The following is a 20,657-nucleotide window of genomic DNA, read 5'->3' as shown; positions in this document are numbered from 1 at the left end:
GTAATCACTCCGTCGTCTTCGACATGGTGGACAAGGAACCGAGGAAGGCCACGGCTTGCGGATCCGACAGCGCGGCGTCGATCGCCCGCTGGGTCAGCTCGATATCCGGGTCGGTGCGCAGTGCGGCGAGCATCGTGCCGAACAGGTTGCCGACGACCAGGTCTTTGACCTGCTCGCGGCTGACCTCCCGGGTGTGCATCCAGTGCAGAACCAGGCCCTCGATGAACGACGCGAAGCCGTTGATCGCGGCACGCAACACCGGTGAGGAGTCCGAGCCGGTCACCTCGACGACCAGCGCGTCGATCAGCCGAATTCGGTGCCGGTCGCGGATCTGACGCACTTCGGCGTCCGGCACATCGGCGAACAGCGCCTCGAATGCCCTCGGTTGACGCTCGGCTTCATCCAGCAGCAGATCGATGCCACGGGCCAACCGCTCCAGCGCAGGTCCACGCATCGCAAGCAAACTGCCCCAGAACTCGTCCGCCGCCTGTTCCAGAACGGCCAGGTAGAAGCCCCGCTTCCCACCGAAGTGGTAACTGATCGACCCTGCGGCCACTCCCAGCGAACGCGCCAGGTCGACGATGGACACCTCTTCGTAGCGGTCACTGCTGAACGCGGCCTTGCCCGCCGCCAACAGGGCCGCACGCGAAGCCTCGCCGCGCCGATTGCCGACCATCACACCTCCCAAGTTCTTGAATCAGATTCAGTAACTAGAGAGTAGACGGCATGAGCGAAGGGGGTCAAGAACTTTCTGAACTGCATTCAAATACCGAGGGCCCGCCATGGGCTCAACGGAGATGGGAACGCAGTAGGATCAGCACCGACGAACCAGGATCGCTAGATCGTGTAAGAATCCACGATGACCAGGCGAATCGATGCCCTAGCCAGCTGAATGCTTGGCTCACTCAGCTACACGATTCAGTGGCGGACCCAAACATCTCCGGCCATCGCTTCTGGGACTTCTCCGCTCCTGCGCGCACCCGGATTGGTCCTGCGCAGACCGGGTAGGCGCCACCCATGGAACCGTGCCGACATCGAGCGTTCGCAGACGACCAGGAGAGGCAGTGATGAAGGCAGTCACTTGGCAAGGCAAACGTAAAGTCACCGTGGACACGGTGCCCGATCCCGAGATCGAAGCCCCCACCGACGCCATCATCAAGGTCACCTCTACCGCGATTTGCGGCTCGGATCTGCATCTGTACGAGGTACTCGGCGCCTACATGAGCGAAGGCGACATACTCGGTCACGAACCGATCGGCATCGTCGAAGAAGTCGGGTCGGCGATCACCGACCTCGCTGTTGGCGATCGCATCGTAGTTCCGTTTCAGATCAGTTGTGGTCACTGCTATATGTGCGACCACGGTCTGATGACCCAGTGCGAGACGACGCAGGTGCGAGAACAAGGCAGCGGTGCGGCATTGTTCGGCTACTCCAAGCTCTACGGTCAGATCCCGGGCGGTCAGGCGGAATACCTGCGAGTACCGCACGCGGACTTCACTCATATCGCAGTGCCCTCGGGGCCGGACGACACCCGATTCCTCTACCTGTCCGACGTGCTGCCTACCGCGTGGCAGGCCGTCGAGTACGCCGAGGTGCCCGAGGGCGGCTCGCTCACCGTGCTGGGCCTGGGCCCGATCGGCGATATGGCCTGTCGGATCGCGGCGCAGCGTGGCCTGCAGATCTTCGGGGTCGACCGAGTGCCCGAACGGCTCGCTCGCGCAGCGCGATTCGGAGTCGAGACCATCGACTTGGATGCCGCGGGCGGTAAGGTCGCCGACATCATCCGTGAAGCCACCCGTGGGCGCGGCACCGACGCGGTGATCGATGCGGTCGGTATGGAAGCCCATGGTTCCCCGGTGGCGGCAACCGCACAATGGTCGGCCTCGCTCTTACCGGACGCGGTGGCGGAAAAGCTGATGAACACCGCGGGTGTGGACCGCTTGGCGGCTCTGCAGCTGGCTATCGACATCGTCCGACGGGGCGGCACAATATCTCTGGTCGGTGTCTATGGCGGCATGCTCGACCCACTACCGATGCGAGTCCTGTTCGACAAGCAGATCCAGCTCCGAATGGGGCAGGCCAATGTCAAGCGATGGGCCGAGGACATCATGCCGCTACTGGGCGATGACGACCCGCTCGGGGTGGAAACCTTTGCCACACACCGGCTCCCGCTCGCGTCCGCACCCGATGCGTACGAGATGTTTCAGCACAAGACCGACGGGGCCGTCAAAATAGTTCTCGACCCCACCGTTCAGCCGGACTGAGCGGAGGAAATGGCGTCGGGAGCTGCTCGCCGGATTTTCGGCGGTCAGTTCACCGTCTAAGCAACTCCTTCAGCGACTGGCCTTCCCCTACTCGGCTATCAAGGCCGGACCGGCGCGACTCGTGGTGCGCCTTGGGGATCCCAGAAGGTGGTGGCCAGCAGCTGATGCGATTCCGCCGCGTCCCATTCGTTGAGCGCTCGCAGTGTTTTCGCGACTTGGCTGTTCACGGTGGCTTTGTCCCCGCCCCACCATGCGCACCAGCCGGGGAGTTCACCGACGCGGTCGCTCTCGATCCATGGTTCGGTCACCAAGAGTGCTTCGTGGGCGTGTACGGTCGCCGGTCTCGGCGTGGCAGCGGGCCAGAGGTGACGACTGCCGGTGGCCTGCACAGTCTGTCTTCATGAGTAGAAGGTTCCCGGATGCAGCCGCTCCTGGCACTCTGATGCGACAATGGCCTGATGGTGTGGCCGGATTTTGGGAATTTTTCTGACTCAGACATGCTGGTGTGGCATATACCGATGCAATCCGGTGCTGTGCCGGTACTTGACGCTGAGGGTGTGAGCCCGCCCGGAGCTTGGGTGGAGGCGTTGCATGCCGTTTCGCGGGACATTCGATGCCTGCAGTACGGGAGTCGATTCGACAGCGGTGATTTTGTTTGGGAACTCTCGATCGACGTTAGCTACACCGTTGGGCTGGGGTGGCTGCGCCCCGGTGGGAGCGATTACTGGGTCAAGCGTGAAGGCATATCGATGGATGCATCATTTGCGGTGGCAGCCGTATGGGCGGCTGGTGCGGCTCAGGGTCAACTCGTCATCGGCCGAGAAGTTGTGCAATGGCCCAGTAAGGGCTGGAATCTACTGACCGCACAATTGGTCGATGAGTTGCCTGTGTGGATTGACGCATCTGACGGCTCGGTTATCAGCAATATTGGGATGTTGTGCGAAGCAGGAACCAATTGGTATCTATCCACCCAAGCTAATTGCAGGTTATCTAAGACGGGGGAAACCCGGGAAACTTGTCAACCATACTATAGTGCCGAATACACGCTCAACACCGTCGCCTCGCGACTGTGACGACGATTAAACCAGCCGCAATTCCGACGAACGTGACTGACTGCCGGAATAGCGACGTACAGTGGCACGACTGCTATCCACTGCAGACAAATCCGTGAATACGGCTCCAGTCCCGTTTGCTTCTGCGCTTCGACTATTGATTTCTCTTGTCGTGTCAACCATCGAAAGACCTCGCGAATCTCGCACCAACTTGCCTGTTGCGCCGCACTACCATCTCCGGCAGCCGCCGGGGCGAGGCCGGACTGCGCTCGAGGCCATGGCCTCGACGAGTTCGAGGTAGACCGGTAAGCACTCGGTCAGGCCGGTGACCTCGACGACGCGGCTGGCCACCGCGTACGGTCTCGCGTCGACCACGCTGATCCCTATACCGACCCGCTGGCCCTGCCGGTGAGTTCAGCCAAGGCGAAGATCGCGCCCAACGACACGAGCTCGACCTTGGTCATGTCAACGATCACTTGTCGGCTGCCCTCGATCGCGGTTATGGCGATCGCCGATTCCAGCACCCGCTGCCAGCGGGCGAGCGTGGAGGCGTCGACGACCCCGCGCACATGCAACATGGTGGTCTGAACCGGCATGTCGAAATCTAGCGATCCATCACACGGTCTACTCTCGCCGACATGCGCCGCGATTCCTCGAATCCAACTCCCGAGGCCCAGCCGCTGCCCACTCCGGGCTATTTCGATCCAGGCGGAGTCGTTGCCGCGCTCAGTCGTACTCGCCAGCACCTGGCTACAGTCGCCGAAACTGCCTCGCCAGTCGTGACTCTGGTGTATTGCCGCGACGCGGTCATCGCGATCGCGGCCGCGGCCCAAGCCATCACCGACCACGCCCTGCACGTCCCGCCTGCCTACCCAGCCCTGGCCGCACGCTGCCAGACACTGTCCGCTGATCTCGGCGAGGCGATAGCTGAGGCTGTGCCGACTCACCACCCTGCCGTGATACCCGATCCACTCGCCCTCGCACCGGACCCGACCCTGCCACTACTGGGCCCCAATATCCCGGGTATCGAAGCCCAGCTCCGCCCGCTGGCACGCGACCTACATCGCGTCGCCCGCACCGTTACTGCCAGGCCGACCGCGCCGGCCTCGATCAGCGCTGCGGGCGAATCTGCTGTCGCCCTGGCCGGCCTGATCACCGCGATTACCCCCGGACCCAGCTAGCGCTATCGTCTCGGCGCGACCCGATGGGGCGAGGATTACGTGTGAGCCAAGTCGACACCAGCTTCACCAGTCACTATTGCTCGATCACCTCGACCAAGCTGTTTCCCATGGTGGAGATACGTTCGACGGCGATTTTGCGCGAGCGCAGGAGAGCCAGCCCTGTGACGCAGCGGCTGTCACCGCCGGGTTCTCCTACGTGCTGAGCACGCGCGCGAGTGTTCTGCCGCGACAAGTGTCGATGTCGGATGCATCGTGTCAGCCCGGTCGGTCATCGGTGGGTTCACACCCAGACCGCCTGTGATGGGCTCCCGACGGCGACCCTGGCACTCGCCGGCGTGCCCGCATGATTGAGAACGTCGGCCAGCCCATCCTGAACTGCTTGCAGCACAACGAATCTCAGAGGAACGGCAGAGCGTCGAACAGATCGAGAAGTATGACGTGGGCCACATTCCCTGCGTGAGTTGTTAACTCGTCCAATCGCGGGAACCCGTGCAGCACAGGACAAATGGTGGCGCTACGGCCACACATGTTGAGGGGCGGTACCTTTGGGGTCTTCACAACAACATCCGAACCGGGTCGAGCGCACACAGCGGCGTTCGGTACGAACTGTGTTCGCAGTGGCCGCAGCTTGTGCACTCACAGCAGTGCCGGTCCTTTCCGCAGCCCAGCCAAGCACACCGAACGACTCACCGGCACCGTCGCCGTCTTCTTCCACGACGACGCCACCATCGACCACAGCGCCACAGCCGAGTCCCTCGGCACCCGCACCGCCCAGCCCGACAAAAACCTCGACCGCGCCGCCACCGTCCCCACCATCCTCGACAAGTGCGAGCCCCGCGCCAACGGCACGGGACGGCTGTGAACCGGGCGAGAAGTCACAGCCCGATTCATGGCGGCCAACCGAGGATCCGAAAGCGACCGTCGAACCGGGCAAGATGCGTTCGGACTGCGAGCAGATCCCTGGCGGCTTCACCAAGGAAGAAGCCGATCGAGCAGAGACGATGGAGGCGGCTCTGGTTCCACGCCCTGGCGCGCGATCGGCCCGCGCGGCGGCCGGATGTCAGGTGTATTGGCCGGCACCTTACGAAGTGTGCGGTGCCATCAAGGACAAATACAACGAGCTCGGTGGTCCGAACAGCTTCCTTCTGTGGCCGACCAGCAACGAGCTCACCAACCCTGATGGCGTCGGAAGGCGGAACACCTTCACCAATGGCCCGATCTACTGGTCGCCGTGGGGTGGTGCGCATCCGGTGGTCAATCACTTCTTCGCGGCATGGCAGCGAAACGGGTGGGAGGGAGGGGCTCTCGGGTATCCCACGTCTGATGAGTACGTCAATCCCGATGGAGTCGGCCGACGCCAGGAGTTCCAGCACGCTGGGATCTACTGGCGGTTGAACGAGGCCTACGCGATCGGCGGCGCGCTTCGAGGTCGATGGAACGACACCGGTGCCGAGGCGGGCCCGTTGGGGTACCCGACCAGCGACGAACTGGCGGTCAACCGAGACAGCGGGCGCTACAACAACTTCGAGAACGGGACCATCACCTGGTCAGGACCGATGGGGACACGAATTCTATTCGGCGCGATCCGTGATCGGTGGGCCGAGGTCGGTAGAGAAGACGGCGCTCTGGGCCTGCCACTCACCGACGAACAGGTCGCGGGTGACGGCATCGGTCACTACGTCTTCTTCGAGAATGGAAGCGCTATCTACTACCTCCCGATCGTGGGAGCTTGGAGGATCTCGCCGTTCGTCCTCAATGTCTGGATCGAACTCGGTGGGGAACGTAGCGTGTTGGGATATCCGATCGAGAATCCTCGCACTACCGACCTGGATCCCGGCGTGGTGATGGCTCAAGTATTCCAAAATGGCGGCATCGCCTATACCGATCAGGATATCGCGTACATCGCTGACTACGGAAACTAGTTCAGATCACCATCCCATGCAGGTCACTATGTCACGAGGGAGATGCTGTGAGGATCTTCTCGGCCCCACTGCTTGCCATTGCCATCATTGCTGCCACTTACCTGATCCCGGCTACTGCGCCCGCATATGCGCAAACCACGACCGACTGCTCCAAACGAGAACCCGCGTTTCCAAACCAGAACAGCGCGGAGGTCATGCGCAATGTACCGACGCGGGCCGGGTGGACCGTGCCGGTTCGACGCGGCTTCTATTGCGTACCGGATTCAGCGAAGGGAAATATCGTGGCTGAAGCACGATATGGCTGGGGATTCGGATACGACAAAGTACGTCATCGACACAGCATCTCTTCCCTCAACGCGATTCACTTCGTCTTGACAGCAGAGCGAACATTCACCAATGCCGCCGGTGACACCAACTTTCGTGTCTGGGCGCGCGAGCGCAGATGCCAGGGCGGCAAGAACTGCGTAACCCTGCGAGAGCAGGAAGTACTCGGATCCGCCAGCAAAAAATCGGTCGACCCTTACGATCCCGGCCGCATGCCAGGTGGCGATCCCCTAGGTCTTCTGACCGTCTACTGCGTGTACGGTGACGGGACAAAATTACGATGCGACGATTGGGTCAACAACGCCCTGAAGAACGGCACAAATCCCCGATGAGATCCGTCCTCGCCGTAGCCAACCGAGGAGGTGGACAGTGACGGTGACCCCACAGTCAGTGGCACGCGAGATATGGCGCGACCATCCCGAAATCCTTGCCTCGCAGCGGCGGCGACTCGATCAGGTGACCACACGAGGCATCGCGGATGCCGAACGCGATTGTCCGCGCGGCCTATTCGACACGGTGACACGCGGGTCTGCGATCACCACTAGCGGTGTGGACATCGAAGTTGTCGTCCGTATATTCGACGCCGCGGACCTGGGATCGTTCCCTACCGACGATCCGGTGACTGCGGTCGAAGTAGCGGTGCGCGGGCACGCCACTTCGAAATCAGGAACTCCGCAACCGCGGGTCGAACTGCCTGATGTCGAGGTGCAAGGCTGGGCTTATGCGGTCCTCGGACGCGACTGGTACGAGCCAGGGTATTTCCTGCGCTATCAGAGCGGCGGGGACCGTGCGGCGCGTGTCATGGTGCTCCTCGACCCGGCCGGCTGCCCGATCTGTGCCCCCGCTGATTTCTACTTCGCTGGCACTACGATCGAGAAGGTCGAGCAGATCACGTTTCGCCCCCTAGCGACCACTGACGATCGTGGTCAGCATCCCGATTCCATCGCCGACAACGAGCGACCGGATTCTCTCAAGTGGCAGGTCGGCCTCACAGGAACTGGCGACTCCGACGTACAGGCCGCAGCGCAAGCACTGTTAGAAGCGTTGCGCCCGAAAGGGGCGGTCGCCGCGAACTTCGCGCTCGCCTCTGTGCGGGTCGACGGTCATTCGGCAGTAGTCGGTTTCACATGGCGAGACACCGGTCGTTATGCGGAAGAGCAGATCGAGCTTCCGCGCGACAACGATTTTACGGCGCGTACAGAATTCTATCAGCGAGCCATTCCCCGTGTCGCACAGTCGCATTCCGCACATGAATGGGCAAATCAAGTTCTGACGGCCTACCAGGAAGCGTTCGCAACAGGCTTTCTCGGCTACCAGTATCTCCACCCGGACACCCCATGATCGGGGCACGATCCTGGCACTTCGTACACCAGACATCGACCAAAGCCAACGCCTCGAGTGGTTGACAACCCGAGCTGTTGCCCATGCAGATTGACCGCATCCGTACCCCAGCGACTATCCAGGAAAAAGACTGACCTCGTACTGTCCCAGCGACGGGTAAATGGGTGCGGTAATCACGCCGTCGAATCGGAACATCGAGCGGCCCTGCCAACTGATGGCTGTGAGCGTGCCACTGTAGGTCGAATCCGCACCGAGAGGATCTCCATTCCCCGTCACGGCGTTTCGGCAGCTCATGGTGGCAGCTCCGCCGAGCTTCCCGATCAGCACACAGTCAAGTGCCGCGCGCACAGCGCCTGCGACTTCCTCGTTCCGGAATGCGAACCCCTCCGCCGTGTGACTGACAGCGCCAGCGATGTCGCTGCCCAACGATCGCATTGTCCACGGTCCGGACAGGTCCAGCGGCCGGGTGTCTGCCGAGGTCGTGGCTGTCGGCGTCAATGGCGTAGTCAGCGGGGTCGTGGTCACCACAGGTGAGGTACTCGGTTCGACCGACCCTGCGGTGCGCTCGGTGTCGCGATCACCGATCGAACCGACGGGACGGTCGAAGGCGACACCGGTACCGAGATCAATCAACACCAGCACGGTCAACGGGGTGCCAGTCGGCCGCAGGGCGGCAATTGCCTTCTCGTCGAACCCGTTCCACTTCACACCGAGATACTGCGGCGTCCCGGAAACGTTCTGCATCGCGATCAACGGGGACCCGCCGGCGAGCCGGATTCTAGGCACCCCGAGGCCATCGACGAGGACAGCGGTACCGGACTGCAGGACGGCTTGGCGTGGGACGGCCGTGTGTCCGTCGAGCCCGTGATCGGTAACCCTGATATCGAATCGGAGAACGACCGGAGTCAGCGTGCGCAGATAGGCGCCGAGTCCGGCCACGGTGAGTGCAGCGCTGCGGGTGACTGCCGGGTCCTTGTTGAGCACTTCCACCAGTGCCGCAGCGGTTTCCGGGTGCCCTTCGAGGTGCGCCGCGAGATCATCACGACGCGAGATCGTCACATCACGCTCACCGGCGTACGCCCCCGGCTCGGCGCCGTCGAAAGGCACCGCGCCCGCACCAGAATTGTGCACTGGCAGTGCCGCGCTCGACGGACGTGGAACTGGCTGCGTTGGCTGTGGGCCAGCCGGCATGAACGGCAGTGCGCCGAGGAAGTCATAGCCCTCGAGCACGATCTCGCCGCCCGACTGCTGGTTAGGCGCAAGAATCACCACACCGATCGCCACCAATGCCACCACCGCCAGCACCGCAGTCACCAGGCCAAGGATTCGGGCTGTGTTCTTCTGCGGCCCGACTGCGGGAACCGGCAGCGGCGATCGGGTGCCCGCCTCGACCGGGGTCTGGGCCAGTCGGACGAAGATCTCGTGACCGGCGCTGTTGGGATCGGCAGCGATACCGCTCACCAACGCGCGCAACCTGCCCTGATTGGCGGCGGCGTGGAGTACGCGCGGCCACACGTCGGTCATCGCATCATTGAGTGCGATGTCCTGGAGTCGGATGCCTGCGCGGGAAATCGGTCGTTGCGCTTGTGTCGCAAGCGGATACAGATGCCCTAGCGCGTCGAGTAACGTCTGCGCTTCGGGATCGGCGGGGTCGAACGGGCATCGGTCGAGCAACGACATTCGCGCAAACCTCGTGTTCGTGGAGCCCAGGCTCGGCAAGCATAACCGCCGCCGACGTAATCGAACCAGAATCCGGTGCCCCCTGCAGGTAGTCGCGCCGATCCTCGAAAGAACCTGCCGCTTGGTCACTTTGATCGACCCAGTGCTCGTCGACTTCTGCAAGCCACGAGCCACCGGGGATGCTCGACGTTTGTGCGCGAGCACTTGCGGGAGCACCGATAATCCGAATCGCCGAAGGCGCAGGGATACCCCCGGCGAAGATCCATTGCTCCCAGCCGTTCATCGACGGGATCGAGCGTGCGCGGAACTCAGCGCTCGCGGTAGGTTGGTCTGTGTTGTCCGAGTCGTAGAGGTGCCGAACTCGTGGGGAGTGCGGGGATGTCGCTGCTGGACCGCTTCCCGTTCGATGAGCACGACCCGGGCACGAGAGATCTTCTCGGTGCCCTGTGCGCGGCCTTTCCCAAATCACCGCCGGACCGATTGCTGCAGGCCGCCGGCCTGGCGTTGCACGAGATAGACCTCACGGGTGCAATGGTCGATGTGTGGCCGCGGATCTGTCGAAACGCAGCAGCCACCCAGCGACTGCGGACACTGATCGAGACGATCGCCGCGGACCCCGGCACCGCAGGCTTCACGGTCCTGCAGGATCTCGCCTGGACACCACCGCAGTCACTCGGTGGTACAGGTGTGCCTTGGAGCTCGCAGTTGGTTCGTGCAGCCAAGCGTGAGCGCCTCGAACTCGATCCTGAGGTTCTGCCCAATATGCAACGCGCGCAGCAGCTGACGCGCTCGCTGCACCGCGATGTCACCGAGGTCGACACTCTCGTTCTGATCGGAGAGGGAGGTCTCGGCAAGAGCGTGCTGCTCGGCCAGATCTTCGACGCAGTCATCGGGCGGCCCACGAGGCAAGCGATCCTGGTTCCTTGCAACAGGGTGTCTTCCACCGCGGCGTTGGATACCGTGGCCGACATCGATCGGGCCTTCGGAGCCGCGGCGCTCGACCATCCGGAGGCACCACCGCTGACCGACCTGCTGAGAAACATCGCCTCTGCCGGTGACGTGCACGTCCTCGTCGACACGGTGGACTTGGTGGTGCGCGAACGCAACGCCGACGCCATCGCCGGGCTGCTTAGCAGGATCGCCGGATTCGGGCAGCTGGTGTGGACATGCCGCGACCACGAGTGGACGAACTATCTGCGTACCGCTCGCGGGATCGCCGAATCGCAGTATGTGATGCCGTTGCTCACCGGCGAGGAAATCAGTGCATGGGCTCGAGCCTTCGTCGGCGCGCACGCCGATATCACCGACGACGCCGGCACACATTTCATCGCAAGCCTGGCCGAACCGGGTGCCGCACAAGTCCTGGCCACCCCGCTTCGGCTGGCCATGGCCTGCGATGTGTATGCCGAATCCGGTGCAATCCCTGACGATCTCACCGTCACCGCCCTCTATGACGACTACTGGACCAAGCGGATCGCCGCCGATCGCCACGGCCGAGGCGCACGTAGCGCCAACGCACGACGCCAAGTCGCGGCCGCGAACGCGTTGGCCGAAGAAATGTGGCTCGAGAGCGAACACCGTTTCGCCACCTCGGTGTCTGGGCGGCTCAATACCGACGAGGGTGCCTTTGATCTGCTGCTCAGCGACGGTGCGGTGGTCACCGCCGCTGACCGATTCAGCTTCTTCCATCAGACCTTCGGCGAGTACGCTGTAGCCCGCCACCTGCGCCGGATCGGGACCGCCGCTGATTTCGCACGGCTGCGCACCGGCCTCGACGGCTCACTGGTTCCCGCGTATTGGCCGATCGCGCGGCACTTGCCCATGCTGGCCATGGACGACAACCGCTTTGACGATGTTTGTGCCGCGATCCCCTTGTCCGAAGTCGAAGGAGTCAAAGCCCAACTGGCGGGTGCGTTCGCACGCCGATCGCCGCAGCAGGTTTTGCGCATCGACGCGGGTGTGCCCGCCGATGCCGGCGCTGTCATCGACGCCAATGCCAGCGTGCTGGCCAACGCACCTGCGCCGTGCCACTGCGCCGCTCTCGAAGTGCTGGTCGCCCGGATCGAACACGCACAGGAGCCGCAACTTCCCGGGCTCGCGACCGGAGCAGCCCAACTGATCGCACAGATCGCGGCGCAGGAAAGGCCCGCGGGGATCGGACAGGTTCTCGACGCTCTCTGCCCGCGCACCGACGTTGCCACGGCTGTGCTCTCCTCGACATCGAGGGCGTTCATCGCGGCGGTGGTCGCCGAGGGCGTTGACAGCGCGACCGCGGCGGTGTTGATCGATCGCTACGAGATGCTGCCCCCGTCAGCGCAACGGGTAGTGCTGCGGGCAATCAAAGCGATGGGACCTGACGCGCGCGACATCGACCTGATTGTTGTCGCGACACGTTGTGCCTGCCCGGAAGGTTCGGTCGAGGACCTGACCGCGCTGCTGATCCGGTGCCAGCACCTACCCGGCTTCCGAACCCGCCTCGGCTGGGTCACCTGGCGCGACATCATGACCGCCGAACTGCCGGCCCGGTGGGACTCGTGCCAGGTGCGCCTGGTGGCGCACCTGTGTACCGATCCCGGCACCGCGGGCGAGGTTCTCCGATATGCGACCGCGGGCGAGGTTGCGCGCGTGGCAGGCGACCGCTGCGTCAATGTCGCCAAGTACATCGCCGACACCCACCGGGAACTGGCGCTGCGCACGGTCACCGCTCTCGGGAGCAATCCCACCACGACCGCGGTCGGGGTGGCATGCGCCGTGGTCAACCACACCGCGGATTCGTTCGATCGTGCAGAACGGCTCGCGGTGACACGGGTGCTGTCGCAATGGATCGACACGATGCCACGCAAAGTATGGCCCTCGGCGGTGAAAGCCTGCGGCACCCACAGTGATTTGCTGGCCGATCGTTTGCGTGCCCTTCTCGCGTTCCGTGACCAGGGTGGGGACGCCTCGGCCGTCACCAGTGCGTATGACACCTTCCTCAACATCACCGCCCACACACCGGGGGTACTGGCCGAGCTCGCCGCGGACTTGCGCACCCTGGTGCCCGGTACCGACCCGGCCAGTCGAACCAGTCGGGCTCGCCTCGACGGGCTGGTGTGCGGCTACGACCCCGATACCTGGGCGCGGATCGTGGAGTATGCCCACGATCCGAGCACCAACGTCGCGTCCGCGGCGATGACGGCGGTCGGCACCGCGCTGGCGCACTGGCCGACGGCAACAATCGGCGATGATGCCGCAGCGTGGCTGGTCGGACTTCTGAACTCACCGCACACGAACTCCGTGCGCATCGTCGCGGTCAAACTCCACGACTTGCGCGACCAGATCGTGCTGAACCGGTCACACGCTGAGCAACTGTTCGCCCGCCTCGAGCTCTCGCTCGACGCGGGCGAAGACCCGCAGACCGCCGATGCCCTGCTGACGTTGCTGATCGATATCGATCGCGCCGGGCCTGGCCCTGCCGGAGCGCTCACACCGCAAATGGCCTCAGCGATCCTGTCCGTCTTGCGCGCCACCATCGAACGACTGCTGCCCGAGGCGGTTGCGCAGCGCCTGCGCCGGCACTTGCCCGCGCTGTTCGGCATCTATAAGCAGTCGTTGACAGCACTGGGGTTGGCGCACTTAGGAGTCGGCGCCGTCGAGGACGAGGTAGCCCAACTCCTGATGAACGTCGATGTCGGACGCATCGCCAGCCGATCTCAACGTCTGCTCGCGCACCTTCTCATCGTGCTGGCCCGCGCCGATGCGGAGTTCCTCACTCGCCTCGAGGACCTGTGGCCGACGGTCTCGGACGCGAACCGGGCCGCGATCGCCGAGGCATTCATCACGATCGAGACAGCCACCCCGGGCCTTCGCAGCCTCGCCCTCGCTCGTCGACCCGATTGCCCGCCTGGCGTGGCGGGCAATATTCACCGGCAGTTCGGGTGACCCAGGGCTATCCTCAGACCAGGTCGATACCCGCAGTCTGCAGTCCTGAGATCACACGCCCGATGGTGGTACCGAAATTTTTGCCCCGTGCGAGTTCGGTCGACCCGACACCAGCACGGTGCAGCGCAACGAGATTCCAGTCGTTGTCGAAAACCGGGGCACCGGAGGAACCCGGTTCGGTGTCGGTCCAGTACTGCACGACTCGGTCATCGACATGGCGGACCAGATTGTGATGGATCCCGATCTTCTTCAGCCCGCCACTGGGGTGCTGGATGATGTTGACGCGATCATCTGCCACCACAGACGCTGATGTGGTGAGCCCGATCACGGGGATGTCGTCGGGCAGCGTCGAATCGACACGGATCACGGCCCAGTCATCGCGTTCCTCGCCGACGATTGTTTCGACTCGCCCCTGAAAGATCAGCGGTTCGCGGGGCTGGTTGTCGGCACCGAGCTCATAGTGAAACCACGCCTGCACCTCCCTCGCCGACGGGGCGGAGTCGTATTTGATGTCGTAGAGCACATGATGGTTGGTCAGCAACAGGTCCGCGCCGATGCGGAACGCCGTGCCGTAGTAGCGACCGGATCGCATGGTCACCAGCAGCCGACACACCGCGGCCGCGATGGCCGCTCCTCGCGCCATGAACGCCACGTCCAGCAGGGTCGGTTTGTCGAAGATCTGAGCTTCGAGATATTTGGGGTCGTCTGATCCGTACCAGTGAGGCTGGGAATCGGCTGCAGCCGGAGCTTCGACGATGGGAGCGGGAAGCACGAGCTCGCCGATACGTCCGGCGATAGCCGGGCGGTCCCTGGTCGCCGCGTCGACCAGATCCCGCAGACGGTTCTGGTTGCGTGCCTGGCTGAGCAGGTCGTGCCAGACACCGACCATCGGCTGCGACCAATTCAGGTCAGCGGGCGACATGCCAACCTGGAGCACCAACCGCTCGACCTCGGGGTCTCGGTAGTAACTGCGGGCGAGGATGTCGAGCAGCTCTTGGGCTTCCGGGCGAGTCCAATCGAAGGGCAGGGTGTCGAGCAGATCAGTCACAGGACGTGGCTTTCAGTCGGTGAGCGGAATTGTGCGCGTGAGGTATTCGCAGTGTAGGAGGCTCATGGGCGCACCGTCGTCGATGCCGTACCGCATCGGAATTCGCCGAGGACGCATCTCGGAATTCGCCGACACGACCACACTGCGGGGCTAGGCGCCGCCGAACACTTCACCGACTACACGCCGCGTGAGTGTGGTCACGCGAACACCGCCCGATGACGTCGGTACCCCGGCCTACGATCCCGACTACAGCTCAACTGGTCGCCCCGGTCCAATCTCGACGGCTCCCACTCCCCCACCGCCCAACCACCAAGGACGCATCTGACGTGGCGATCATGGACAACGCCTTCAACAACGACGAGTCCCGGTTCAGCCGACTCCTCAACACCCTCGCGCACCTGATGCTGTACGCGCTCGCAGCAGTTGCGGCAGCGCGTGTCGCCACCTATTTCGGCTACACCAGCACCCCGGTCGAGCTCACGATCCTCTTCGGCAACGCCGCGCTGCTGATCGGACTGATGCACAACGACTTTCGGCGGTTGTGCGTGCAGTGCATGCGGGAGGTCCCCGCCGATGCCGGCCAGCGCGCCGAACGCCAACAATGGTTGCTGTGGCTGCGGCACTGGGTGAGCACTACCCCTCGCGTGCTGCTGGTGGTGGTGATGATCAGCGTGCCAGTGTTCCTTGTCCACTCTGTCGGTCTGCCGCGGGTGGTGTTGTTGCCAGTCGATGCGCTGTGGGCGGCGTTCATGTACTCGGTCTGGTTGCATCACAGGCTGCGTCCGTGGTGCCCGTACTGCCGAGACTGAGACCAGGACGGTTCCCCGGAGCCGTCGCATGACCCGGTGACGAAGGCGGCGTTGTGAGGTCCCCGGCACGAGCAGAAGGACTGCGTAGTCACTGGGCGGCGTCTTCGATGTCCATCAGCGATCTTCGCGACCGCCGGTACGCGGCAGAGTCAGTCGCTGACATGGCGTGTGCACCTCAGACATGGTGTCCGTCGCCGTTCTACATCGACGAGAACGTCGCCTCAGCCCACTGAACACCGCGGATGCGGGCCAGCGGAACCCACTGCAGCGCTTCCCCTTTCCCAGGAAATTTCGCCGAACCGAGCAGGACCACCTACCGTCGTAATACTGTCTCGCTATGGATATTTCTGAGGGTGTCCACGCTCGGCTCGCGCTCCACAACGCCACTATCGAAGACAGCGACGATGAGCTGCGTGCCGAACTAGCCGAGACCCGCGCCGTCACCTCTGAGACCGAACTGGTGGCGGTTCCCGACACCCGCGAAACACTCGACGGCACAACGTCGTCGAGCCCTGCGGAGGAGTTCGGCGGTGCGGGCTTCCACACCGAAACGATCGTCGTGCGCACCGGCCGCCCCGTGCTGACCATCCATCGCGACGCCGCACAACTGAGCTTCACCGATCCCGACAGCGAGGTCTGGCGGACCCGTCTGAGCGCGGCTTCTGACTCCCTGATCCGTGCCGCGCGCGCCGTCGGCAGGATCGAGGTCACCGGCCACGACGCCTCCTGGCTGGGCACCGGGTGGCTACTGGCACCGAACGTGATCGTCACCAACCGCCACGTCGCCCAAGAATTCGGCCGCGCCGCCGGTGCCCAATTCGTGTTCCGCCAGGGCATTCTCGGTCCGATGACCGCTTCCATCGACTTTCTTGAGGAGGCGAACCGGCCCGAAGACCTGACCTTCGCGATGACCGAGATCCTGCACATCGAAGACGACGCCGGTCCCGACATCGCGCTGTTGCGGGTGGATCAAACCGGTCCGGGCACACCCGCGCCGATCCCGATGTCCCAAGACCCGGTGGTGGACGACTTCCTCGCGGTGATCGGATACCCCGCACGTGACAGCCGGATACCCGATCAAGCGCTCATGGAACAGATCTACGGCGACCTCTACGACAAGAAACGCCTGGCACCGGGGCGACTGACCCGCAAACAAGGTCCGGTGATCCTGCACGACTGCACGACACTGGGCGGCAACTCCGGGTCGGTCGTGGTGTCGTTGACCACCGGCGAAGCAGTTGGGCTGCACTTCGCCGGACGCTTCCTCGAAGCCAACTTCGCTGTCGCTGCCCCGGTGGTCCAACAGCGCCTGTCAGCAGTGCTGGGCAGGCGGGGAAGACCGGCGACTCCCGCGGTCACCGTGGACACTGTCGGTGCCGGCACATTCGACACTGCCACACCGACCGCAGGCGGGCCGGCGCGGTTCAGTGCTGTCGTGCCGTTGCGTATCACCGTCGAGATCGGAGACCCCTACACGGACAACCCCTCTGCGGTATCTGCTCCGGCGCCCACGACGGCCTCTCCCCCTACGCCCGGGATCTCGACCGAGGACCTCGTCATCGAGGGAATCGCCGCGGATTACCTCGGCCGCAGCGGATTCTCGCAGACATTCCTGGGCGCGGATGCGGCAGTCACGCTGCCGGTGGTCAACGATCACGACGATGTCCTCGTCTTCGATGACAACGGCCGCGACGGCACTGTGCTGAACTACGAACACTTTTCGGTCGTGATGAGCAGAACACGGCGCATGTGCCTCTACAGCGCGGTCAACATCGACGGCAAGCAACGAGCCAGGGCCGATCGAACGCAGTGGCGGCGCGACCCACGCATCCCGGACCACGCGCAGATCAGCAAGGAGTGCTACGGCCCGGCACCCAAGTTCTCCCGCGGGCACATGACTCGACGTGAAGACCCGGTCTGGGGTCCGGAAACCGTCGCCGCACGCGCCAACAACGACTCCATGCACGTGACCAACGCTGTCCCGCAGATGCAAACCTTCAACGCCGGAGTCTGGCTCGACCTCGAGAACTACGCGCTGCAGAACGCACGACGGGACCAGATGAGGATCTCGGTGATCACCGGCCCCTTCCTCCACGACGACGACCCGATCAAGTTCGACGTGCGAATTCCTGTCGCGTTCTGGAAGGTGATCGTCTTCATCCACGACACCACCGGGGCACTCACCGCGACCGGCTACAGCCTGTCGCAAGGAGAGTTCCTCTCCGAACAGGAGTTCGTCTTCGGTCAGCACAAGACTACCCAGCGCCGGATCGAATGGATCGAGCAGAAGGCAGGGCTGTCGTTCGGAGACATCACCGCGTTGGACCCGTACCGCGAACCGGAAAGTCCGGACACCGAACTCGACAACATTCACCAGATCCAATTCGTCTGAGGCCGGGTCCATCCGCTCCTTCTCCTGGCCGCCTGTCGTCGCTGCTGTCGAACGATGAGGACGGCTGACGGCGGGCACACCGGATCTCCACCACACCGACGAAGCCGTAAGGGATCGTCGTGTTCGAAGCCCGCATTCTGCGGAGGCCGCGATCTGTCGGTGGCCATCCATAGACTCGACAGCGACAGAGTTCTTGGACCGGTCTCATGATGAGCAAGGGAGCGCTCGTGCGGGTACGACAGGTCTGGATCCGGTTCTACAAGTCGTTCAATTTCGACTATGAGCTGAAAGCAATGCCAGGAGCGAAGCCCGTGCCTTGGCAGCAGGTCGACGGTGTCTGGATGCCGCACGTTCGGATCCCGATCGAACCCGACATCACGGCCGTGGTCGGCGCGAACGAATCCGGCAAGACCCACTTGCTCGATGCCATCAGGATCGCGCTCACTGGCACTGGCCTCCGTCAGCGCGACTTCTGCAGGTCGTCGACGCTGTTCTCTGTCGAACACGGATCCCGTCGGTTTCCTGAAGTCGGCCTGACGCTCGAGCTGGACACCGGCGAGGCGGACGCCGTCGACAAGCAGGGCATCCCGCGGCGAAAGAACGGCGAGCTCTTACTGCTCCGCCCAGAGCCAGACGTGGTCGCGGTGGTGAACCGCGACGACGACCGCGTCATCCTCGCTGACGAGCAGGTATCTGCCCTCCAGGGCCTGCTGCCACACCCACACGAACTGAACACCGAGATCGCGCTCCCCGACTCCGTATCGATCGCGAAGCTCGCCAACAACGGCGGCGGTCTCGCCGGGCGTAAGAAGCGATCCGCGCTCCTGGATCTGTTCGCCTCCATCACCACGGCCGAAGATGTTACAAAGAGCGCGCCGAGCGTCCTGGCGCTCGTCAACGGCGACAACTCGTCCGAGTCGGCGCGTTGGCAGCAAGAACAGCAGCTCGGCCTCGATCTTCTTGTGAAAATCGCGCGGATCGAGGAGTCGAGCTTCAGGGAGCTCCAGAGCGCAATTGCCGAGGAACGCGAAGGACTGGTCAACGGACTCATTCAGGAAATGAACAACTCGATCGCTCGTCATCTGAACGTCTCACGGTGGTGGAGCCAGGACTCGGAGTTCCAGCTCCGCGTCTCGCCGAGGGAGCACGAGCTCGTGTTTACCATCCGCGACCGCACCGGCACCGACTATTCGTTCACGGAGCGGAGCCGGGGGCTGCGGTACTTCCTCAGCTACTACGTGCAGCTGCTCGCCCATGAGCGACCGATCGCAAAGCCGGAAGTTCTGCTCATGGACGAGCCGGACGCCTACCCCTCCGCCTCGGGACAACAAGACCTTCTGCGGGTGCTTGAGCACTATGCGCGCCCGGACGACGAGGACCGCGAAGATCAGGTCGTGTATGTAACGCACTCGCCGTTCCTTATCAACCGCAACGCCGGCCACCGGGTACGAGTGGTCGATAAGGGCTCGCGCGACGAGGGCACCCGACATGTCAAGGACGCGACGCGCAACCACTACGAGCCGCTGCGCACGTCTCTCGGCGCGTTCGTCGCCGAGACCGCCTTCATCGGTGGCGACAACCTCTTCGTCGAGGGCATCGCAGATCAGGTCCTTCTCGCTGGCATGAACATGCGGCTGCTGCGCGCAGGTACGGCCCCCAGTCGCTGCCTGGACCTCAACCAGGTGACCATCGTCCCGGGCGGGTCGAACATCCCCTACATGCTCTACCTCGCTCGCGGTCGCGATCGGGTCAAGCCCGCGTGCGTCGTGCTTGTTGACGGCGACTCCGCCGGCGAAACGGCACGCAAGCAGATCAGGAAGGGCGGAGCGCACGGCAGACCGACTGTCGCCGACGACCTCGTCGTCCAGGTGACGGACTGGTCGACCGCCGTCTCTTTGGAAGTTTCTGAAGGCGTCTTCGTCCGCGAACCTGAGGACTTGGTGCCAGCAGCGGTCGCAGTCACAGCCGCGAGACGGTATGCGCGCGCGTTCCTCGGGCTCGACGAGGAGTCGGCGAAGCGGCTCGGCGAGGACGACGTCACAGGCCTGCTTCAGGCCACGGACGGGAGCCTCTGGGACGCATTGGACAAGGCGTTTGAGTCCGTCTTCAACACACGAATCAGCAAGGCGGGGTTCGCGAAAGAGCTTCTGGCATTCCTGGCCGATTCCGAGGGTGACGCGAGCCGCCCACCCGGAGTCCCGGCGCTGGACAAGAACTTCGGCCTACTGATTGAGCATCTCGCTGACAGGCTGAGCTTGGCGCAGGAGCGCGAGTCCGACAGCCGCCGGGACCAGCGTCTGGATCGCATCATCGACACTTTCACCGCCGATCATTCAAGCGGCTGCACGCGAGACCGTGCTCTGACAGTACTCAAGCGCGTCGACGCAGCTGTGGATGACAGCACAGCAGGCGACGTCGTCCGCGCCGAGACGGCAAGGTTGCGACGGGAGTTCAAGCTCGCCTCCGAGCCGCTCAAGAACGTCGACGACTACCCGGACTTCCTTGAGCGGCTCGGCAATGTGCGCCACCTCGAACGCCTCCGCAATCAGGGCGTCCTCGCGGGAGTCAATCGGGATCGGTGAGCCTGGTGGGCACCGACCTCACTGAGACTCTCGAAGCGAAACCCGTCACCAAGGCAGGCGATACACACGCTGCGGCCGACAGAGTGAGCACCACAATATGACCGCGGCGCAAGTCCCTCGTGGATCTAGTGGTGGCTTTGT

The 20,657-nt window shown here is 63.6% G+C and carries 17 protein-coding genes; 11 read left to right on the top strand and 6 right to left on the bottom strand.

All coding sequences use genetic code 11. The features are described 5' to 3' along the window. Positions 1 to 4: 4 nt before the first annotated feature. Positions 5 to 676, bottom strand: a complete 672-nt coding sequence (locus ACFULV_RS17645; protein ID WP_378657840.1) for a TetR/AcrR family transcriptional regulator — start codon at positions 674 to 676, stop codon at positions 5 to 7. 391 nt (positions 677 to 1,067) lie between these two features. On the opposite strand from ACFULV_RS17645, the gene ACFULV_RS17640 reads away from it, so the two are divergent. Further along, a complete protein-coding gene (locus ACFULV_RS17640; RefSeq protein WP_378657837.1) occupies positions 1,068 to 2,264 on the top strand; it encodes an alcohol dehydrogenase catalytic domain-containing protein in 1,197 nt (398 codons plus the stop codon). A 98-nt stretch (positions 2,265 to 2,362) separates the two neighbouring features. Here the strand turns inward: ACFULV_RS17640 and ACFULV_RS17635 are convergent, their stop codons facing one another. Continuing rightward, on the bottom strand, positions 2,363 to 2,572 hold the full coding sequence (locus tag ACFULV_RS17635; RefSeq protein ID WP_378657835.1) for a hypothetical protein: 210 nt from the start codon (positions 2,570 to 2,572) through the stop codon (positions 2,363 to 2,365). A gap of 150 nt (positions 2,573 to 2,722) precedes the next feature. On the opposite strand from ACFULV_RS17635, the gene ACFULV_RS17630 reads away from it, so the two are divergent. Further along, entirely contained in the window at positions 2,723 to 3,337 is a 615-nt protein-coding gene (locus ACFULV_RS17630; RefSeq protein WP_378657833.1) for a hypothetical protein, read from the top strand. 207 nt (positions 3,338 to 3,544) lie between these two features. On the opposite strand, the gene ACFULV_RS17625 is transcribed toward ACFULV_RS17630, so the two are convergent. Next, on the bottom strand, positions 3,545 to 3,691 hold the full coding sequence (locus ACFULV_RS17625; protein ID WP_378657830.1) for a hypothetical protein: 147 nt from the start codon (positions 3,689 to 3,691) through the stop codon (positions 3,545 to 3,547). 8 nt (positions 3,692 to 3,699) lie between these two features. Then, a complete protein-coding gene (locus ACFULV_RS17620) occupies positions 3,700 to 3,912 on the bottom strand; it encodes an STAS domain-containing protein (protein ID WP_378657827.1) in 213 nt (70 codons plus the stop codon). A gap of 42 nt (positions 3,913 to 3,954) precedes the next feature. Between ACFULV_RS17620 and ACFULV_RS17615 the strand changes: the two genes are divergently transcribed. From ACFULV_RS17615 to ACFULV_RS17595, 5 genes are all read left to right on the top strand, one after another. Next, positions 3,955 to 4,497, top strand: coding sequence for a hypothetical protein (locus ACFULV_RS17615; protein ID WP_378657824.1), 543 nt, complete (start codon positions 3,955 to 3,957; stop codon positions 4,495 to 4,497). Between the two features lie 628 nt (positions 4,498 to 5,125). Next, positions 5,126 to 5,359 carry a hypothetical protein gene (locus tag ACFULV_RS17610; RefSeq protein WP_378657822.1) on the top strand — a complete coding sequence of 78 codons (234 nt, stop codon included), beginning with the start codon at positions 5,126 to 5,128 and terminating at the stop codon, positions 5,357 to 5,359. Between the two features lie 73 nt (positions 5,360 to 5,432). Further along, complete coding sequence (locus tag ACFULV_RS17605; RefSeq protein ID WP_378657821.1) at positions 5,433 to 6,419, top strand: hypothetical protein; 987 nt, start codon at positions 5,433 to 5,435, stop codon at positions 6,417 to 6,419. A gap of 47 nt (positions 6,420 to 6,466) precedes the next feature. Further along, positions 6,467 to 7,075, top strand: a complete 609-nt coding sequence (locus tag ACFULV_RS17600; protein WP_378657818.1) for a hypothetical protein — start codon at positions 6,467 to 6,469, stop codon at positions 7,073 to 7,075. A gap of 37 nt (positions 7,076 to 7,112) precedes the next feature. Beyond that, entirely contained in the window at positions 7,113 to 8,084 is a 972-nt protein-coding gene (locus ACFULV_RS17595; RefSeq protein ID WP_378657817.1) for a hypothetical protein, read from the top strand. Between the two features lie 114 nt (positions 8,085 to 8,198). Here ACFULV_RS17595 and ACFULV_RS17590 read toward each other — a convergent pair whose 3' ends face one another. Further along, a complete protein-coding gene (locus tag ACFULV_RS17590; RefSeq protein WP_378657814.1) occupies positions 8,199 to 9,764 on the bottom strand; it encodes a DUF6777 domain-containing protein in 1,566 nt (521 codons plus the stop codon). A gap of 378 nt (positions 9,765 to 10,142) precedes the next feature. On the opposite strand from ACFULV_RS17590, the gene ACFULV_RS17585 reads away from it, so the two are divergent. Further along, the gene (locus ACFULV_RS17585; protein WP_378657812.1) at positions 10,143 to 13,685 is read left to right on the top strand and encodes an NACHT domain-containing protein; all 3,543 of its coding nucleotides are present in this window, start codon (positions 10,143 to 10,145) and stop codon (positions 13,683 to 13,685) included. Positions 13,686 to 13,698: 13 nt separating this feature from the next. Here the strand turns inward: ACFULV_RS17585 and ACFULV_RS17580 are convergent, their stop codons facing one another. Then, complete coding sequence (locus tag ACFULV_RS17580) at positions 13,699 to 14,733, bottom strand: trypsin-like peptidase domain-containing protein (protein WP_378657810.1); 1,035 nt, start codon at positions 14,731 to 14,733, stop codon at positions 13,699 to 13,701. 326 nt (positions 14,734 to 15,059) lie between these two features. Here ACFULV_RS17580 and ACFULV_RS17575 point away from each other — a divergent pair, with 326 nt between their 5' ends. The 3 genes from ACFULV_RS17575 to ACFULV_RS17565 all read left to right on the top strand — a co-directional run bounded on the left by ACFULV_RS17575 (position 15,060) and on the right by ACFULV_RS17565 (position 20,516). Then, positions 15,060 to 15,542 (top strand): hypothetical protein, encoded by a 483-nt coding sequence (locus ACFULV_RS17575; RefSeq protein ID WP_378657808.1) that lies wholly within the window; start codon positions 15,060 to 15,062, stop codon positions 15,540 to 15,542. 337 nt (positions 15,543 to 15,879) lie between these two features. After that, entirely contained in the window at positions 15,880 to 17,934 is a 2,055-nt protein-coding gene (locus ACFULV_RS17570) for a DNA/RNA non-specific endonuclease (protein ID WP_378657806.1), read from the top strand. Between the two features lie 206 nt (positions 17,935 to 18,140). After that, positions 18,141 to 20,516, top strand: coding sequence for an AAA family ATPase (locus ACFULV_RS17565; RefSeq protein WP_378657803.1), 2,376 nt, complete (start codon positions 18,141 to 18,143; stop codon positions 20,514 to 20,516). Positions 20,517 to 20,657: the final 141 nt, after the last annotated feature.

The organism is Nocardia sp. NPDC057272, from assembly GCF_042668615.1.
GTDB lineage: Bacteria > Actinomycetota > Actinomycetes > Mycobacteriales > Mycobacteriaceae > Nocardia.
This window is presented reverse-complemented; position numbering and strand designations above follow the sequence as displayed.